Origin of the sequence: Pseudoalteromonas sp. P1-30, assembly GCF_001400005.1 — a bacterium.
GTDB classification, from domain to species: domain Bacteria; phylum Pseudomonadota; class Gammaproteobacteria; order Enterobacterales; family Alteromonadaceae; genus Pseudoalteromonas; species Pseudoalteromonas atlantica.
In genome coordinates this window covers 1-1,739 of sequence record NZ_LKBC01000028.1, presented here as the reverse complement: position 1 = coordinate 1,739, position 1,739 = coordinate 1, and the positions used below count along the sequence as shown (strand labels likewise).

The 1,739-nt window shown below is 42.2% G+C and carries 4 protein-coding genes; all 4 read right to left on the bottom strand.

Annotation, left to right across the window (positions count from 1 at the left end):
- Window positions 1-104: 104 nt before the first annotated feature.
- Genes rplI through rpsF form a run of 4 tightly spaced genes read right to left on the bottom strand, consistent with a single transcriptional unit; the run spans window position 105 to window position 1,535 of the window.
- Window positions 105-557, bottom strand: a complete 453-nt coding sequence (rplI, locus tag AN395_RS19230; RefSeq protein ID WP_004588457.1) for a 50S ribosomal protein L9 — start codon at window positions 555-557, stop codon at window positions 105-107.
- Between the two features lie 35 nt (window positions 558-592).
- Entirely contained in the window at window positions 593-820 is a 228-nt protein-coding gene (gene rpsR, locus AN395_RS19225) for a 30S ribosomal protein S18 (protein ID WP_002962753.1), read from the bottom strand.
- Window positions 821-832: 12 nt separating this feature from the next.
- The gene (priB, locus tag AN395_RS19220; RefSeq protein ID WP_004588456.1) at window positions 833-1,150 is read right to left on the bottom strand and encodes a primosomal replication protein N; all 318 of its coding nucleotides are present in this window, start codon (window positions 1,148-1,150) and stop codon (window positions 833-835) included.
- 43 nt (window positions 1,151-1,193) lie between these two features.
- On the bottom strand, window positions 1,194-1,535 hold the full coding sequence (gene rpsF / locus AN395_RS19215) for a 30S ribosomal protein S6 (RefSeq protein WP_004588455.1): 342 nt from the start codon (window positions 1,533-1,535) through the stop codon (window positions 1,194-1,196).
- Between the last annotated feature and the right edge of the window lie 204 nt (window positions 1,536-1,739).

Genomic DNA, 1,739 nt, shown 5'->3' with positions numbered 1-1,739 from the left:
TTTCATAAAATAAGTCCTAAATGTGTAAACACATTTCAGGACAAGACAATTTTAGATACAAAAAAGCCGCGCTAAAAGCACGGCTTTTTGGGCTTAATTAAAAATTAAGCTTCAGCAATAACGATTACTTTAATAGTAGCTGTTACGTCTGAGTGTACTGCGATTGCAACGTCGAATTCGCCAGTTTCACGGATAGTACCGTGAGGTAAACGAACTTCTGATTTAGCAACTTCAACACCAACAGCTGAGATAGCGTCAGCGATGTCACGAGTACCGATTGAACCGAATAGCTTACCTTCGTCACCAGCTTTAGATACTAAAGTAACTTCTGCTAATGCTTCTAGTTTGTCAGCGCGTGCTTGTGCTGCAGTTAACTGTTCAGCGATTTTCGCTTCTAAGTCTGCGCGACGAGCATCAAACGTTTCAATGTTTGCTTTAGTTGCAGGAACTGCCTTACCTTGCGGGAAAAGGAAGTTACGTGCGAAGCCAGATTTAACAACAACCTGGTCACCTAGGCCACCTAGGTTAGCGATCTTATCTAGTAGAATAACTTGCATGTTTCTACACCTTTTAAAAACTGTTAATCCGCTGCTTACTTATGTAAGTCAGTGTATGGAAGAAGGGCTAAGTAGCGAGCACGCTTAATAGCAGTTGCTAGCTGGCGCTGGTATTTAGCGCTAGTACCTGTAATACGGCTAGGTACGATTTTGCCACTTTCTGTAACATAGTTTCTAAGAGTAGCTAGATCTTTGTAATCGATTTGTTGTACGCCTTCCGCTTTAAAGCGGCAGAACTTACGACGTCTGAAATAACGTGCCATGAGATTAATTCCTCAAATAATTCTTTCTATATGCTGAGCATGCAAAACCAATTGGCTAAGGCCGTTACGACCTTCGTGGCGATTTAAAAAACCACTCACTTGCAATGCCTGCCCAACGTGCAAATGTTGAGTCTGTTGTTGCATTTGCTTACCACTGGCAACAACCTGAAGCCTAACGTAACTATTACGGTTAAGATCTGCTTCGGTTTGCATCGATTTATGTTCTACAACAAAAATACAATGCGGTATGCCTGCAGGGCTTTGGCTAAACTTGGGTGTTTTACAAACAACCCCCGATATAACCAGCTGATTCATATATGGGCTAACCATTACACTAACTGCTGACTACGTGCCATGCTAGGACTCAAAACAATTAAGCAGCTGGTGCTTCTTTCTTCTCTTCTCTTGCAAGAGGAGACGCTTCAGTTACTGCATTTTTAGTACGCATAACTAAGTTACGAAGCACTGCATCGTTGTAGCGGAAAGTAGTTTCTAGCTCGCTGATTACTTCAGTAGGTGCTTCAACGTTCATAAGAACATAATGAGCTTTGTGAAGCTTGTTGATTGGGTAAGCCAGTTGACGACGGCCCCAGTCTTCAAGACGGTGGATAGTACCACCAGCTTCAGTGATAGAACCAGTATAACGTTCGATCATACCAGATACTTGCTCACTCTGATCAGGGTGAACCATGAATACGATTTCGTAATGACGCATGGATATTCCTTACGGTTAATAGAGCCTTCTACCGTTTCGGCCGGTCGGTTTAAGGCAAGGAATTAATAGTGTAAAAGCCGAAATGAGCGCGCATTTTACGCTTAGATGGATAATTAAGCAAGCAGGTTTTTTTAAGCTTTGATAGATAAGTGTTAAAGCTATCAGCTATCTGATCTGACCCCGATAAAGTAGACACGGGGTTTT